Origin of the sequence: Halochromatium sp., from assembly GCF_046541315.1 — a bacterium.
Classification (GTDB): domain Bacteria; phylum Pseudomonadota; class Gammaproteobacteria; order Chromatiales; family Chromatiaceae; genus Lamprobacter.
The window spans coordinates 1-2734 of record NZ_JBKHDN010000287.1; the positions used below are offsets into that span (position 1 = coordinate 1).

The 2734-nt window shown below is 69.1% G+C and carries 3 protein-coding genes; all 3 read left to right on the forward strand.

Annotation, left to right across the window (positions count from 1 at the left end):
* Nucleotides 1-388: glycosyltransferase family 9 protein (locus ACLFQI_RS13230; RefSeq protein WP_410760017.1), on the forward strand; the 388-nt coding region annotated here is incomplete at its 5' end.
* Complete coding sequence (locus ACLFQI_RS13235) at nucleotides 385-1476, forward strand: glycosyltransferase (RefSeq protein WP_410760019.1); 1092 nt, start codon at nucleotides 385-387, stop codon at nucleotides 1474-1476. The genes ACLFQI_RS13230 and ACLFQI_RS13235, both read left to right, overlap by 4 nt.
* Nucleotides 1477-1526: 50 nt before the next feature.
* Nucleotides 1527-2696: a glycosyltransferase gene (locus ACLFQI_RS13240; RefSeq protein ID WP_410760021.1), complete on the forward strand. Its 1170-nt coding sequence runs from the start codon at nucleotides 1527-1529 to the stop codon at nucleotides 2694-2696.
* Nucleotides 2697-2734 lie beyond the last annotated feature (38 nt).

Sequence of the window (2734 nt, forward strand, 5' to 3'; positions counted from 1 at the left end):
GCGCGCGCGCCTCGTGGTCGGCGTCGATACTGGCCTCAGCCACATGGGCATCGCCTTCGAGCGGCCGACGGTGCTGCTGTTCGGCTCCACCTGCCCCTATACCCAGACCGGTCGTGCCACCGCGCGCGTGCTTTACCATCACCGCCAGTGCTCGCCGTGCCGACGTCGACCGACCTGCGACGGCGCCTTCACCTGCATGCGCGAGATTCAGGTCGACGAGGTCATGGCGACGCTGCTCGAACTCTTGGGTCAGGCGGAACAGCCTAGCCGTGCTAGCCGGACTGAACCAGCCGATCGGATCAGTTGGTGTGATCAGGCCGCTCCCGCTGATCGGCCGAGTCGGTCCGATCAGGCCGCTCGAACGGATTGGCCAGTGGACTCGGCATGAGGGTGCTGCACGTCGAGGGCGGGGCGCATCTCTATGGCGGCGCATTACAACTACTCTATCTGCTGGAGGGGCTGGCGGCGCGCGGCATCGACAATCATCTGGCCTGTCGCCGCGGCTGTGACCTGAGCGCGCGCGCCAAGCCTTTCGCCGAGGTGCATGGGATGCCGATGCACGGCGATTTGGATGTCCTGATGAGCGGGCGCCTGTATCGGCTGATCCGCCGCCTACAGCCGGATCTGGTGCATTTGCACAGTCGCATCGGCGCTGACCTGATGGGCGGTCTCGCGGCGCGGCTGGCGGGAGTGCCCGTGCTGCACACGCGCCGGGTCGATAATCCCGAGCCGCGCTGGCTGGTCGGGCTCAAGTATCGGCTGCATGATCGGGTCGTCGCGATCTCCGAGGCGATCGCGTGCGTGTTGCGCGCCGCGGGGCTGCCGGAGGCCAAGCTGCGGGTGGTGCGCAGCGCGGTGGTTGCCGAGCGCTTCGCCCGGCCTTGTCGCCCGGGACTGATCCGCGAACGGCTCGGGCTGCCGGAGGATGCGCTGTTGCTCGGGGTGGTCGCGCAGCTGATCGCGCGCAAGGGGCACGCGGTCCTGCTGCGGGCGCTGCCGACCTTGCTCGCCGAGCAGCCGCGTCTGCAGGTGCTGTTCTTCGGTCAGGGGCCACTTGCCGCGGCGCTCACCCAACGCATCGACGCGGCAGGGCTTGGCGGGCGCGTGCATCTGGTCGGCTTTCGCGATGATCTCGCCGAGCTGTTGCCCTGTTTGTCCCTGCTGGCGCACCCGGCGCTGATGGAGGGGCTGGGCGTGTCCCTGTTGCAGGCGGCGGCGGCCGGGGTGGCGATCGTCGCGAGCCGCGTGGGCGGGATTCCGGAGGCGGTCGAGGAGGGCGTCACGGGGGTGCTCGTGCCGCCCGGCGACGCGTTGGCCTTGGAGCAGGCGCTGCGCGCGTTGTTGGCTGACCCGGTGTGGCGCGAGCGGCTCGGACAGGCTGGGGCCGAGCGGGTCCGTCGGGCCTTCTCTGTCGACGCCATGGTGGAGGGGAATCTCAGGGTCTATCAGGAACTGCTGGCGGAGGCTTCGCGATGAGTGCCGAGTTTGGATCGGCGCCTGATCTCCAGGCTGGCCTGGGTGCTCGGATGAGATCCGGCAACTGGCCCGCGAGTTTGCAGCTGATCGGCAGTAAGGGCCTGGGCGGCGCCGAGCGCTGGTTCCAACGCTTCTGCGAGGCGCTTGCTGACCGTCAGGCGTCCGTGGCCATCGGCATCCGTGCCGGCGGCGCGCTGGATCGCGCGCGCGCGCAGCAGGAGTGGGGCGCACGGCTGCCGTGCCATCGGTTGCCGTTTCGCACCGTCTGGGATCCCGTCTCGCGGCTGGCGGTCGAACGGCTGGTGCGGCGCGAGCGGCCCGAGATCGTGCAGACCTATATGGGGCGGGCGACGCGACTGACGCGCCTGTCGCAGCGCTCTGGCTTGATCCAGTCTGGTTTGATCCGGCCTGGCTCGGCCCACGCTGGCTTGACTCGGCCGGGCTTGACCAGGCCGGTCCATCTGACACGGCTCGGTGGCTATTATGAGCTGTCTCCCTACCGGCATGCCGATGCCTGGATCGGCAACACGCGCCAGCTTTGCGACTGGATGCTGCAACAGGGGTTGCCCGCGCAACGGGTGTATCAGATCTATAACTTCGTCGATCCGCCGCAGCCGCTGCCGGCGGCCGAGATCGAGCGGCTGCGTCGAACGCTGGGGGTGACTCGCGAAGAGCGGCTGCTGCTCTGCATGGGCCGCTTCGTCGCCGTCAAGGGTCAGCGTTATCTGCTCGCTGCGCTGGCGCGATTGCCCGCCGAGCTTGGTGGCCGCCGCTGGCGCCTGCTGCTGCTTGGCGATGGACCCTTGCGACAGCGCCTGCGACAACAGGCGCGCGAACTCGGCATCGATCGACGCATCCTCTGGCTGGGTTGGCAGCCGGAGCCGGCGCCCTATCTGCAGCTCGCCGACCTGGTGGTGTTTCCGTCGCTCGAGACCGAGGCCCTGGGCAATGTCATCCTCGAGGCCTGGGCCTGGCGCCGGCCGCTGCTGACGGCAGCGTTTCGCGGCGCGCGCGAGATCACCCAGCACGGCGCGGATGCCTGGTGCGTGCCCTGCGAGGATGCGCCGGCGCTGGCCGAGGGCATCCGGTTGCTGCTACAAGAACCGGCGTTGGCCAAGGCGCTGGTGGAAGAGGGCGCCCGGCGGGTCGAGCAGGCCTTTTCGCCGGATGCGATCATGCGGCGTTACCTTGAACTCTACACCGAGCTGACCGATGGCTGATCCCATCCCAAGCCCAAGCCCAAGCCCAAGCCCAAGCC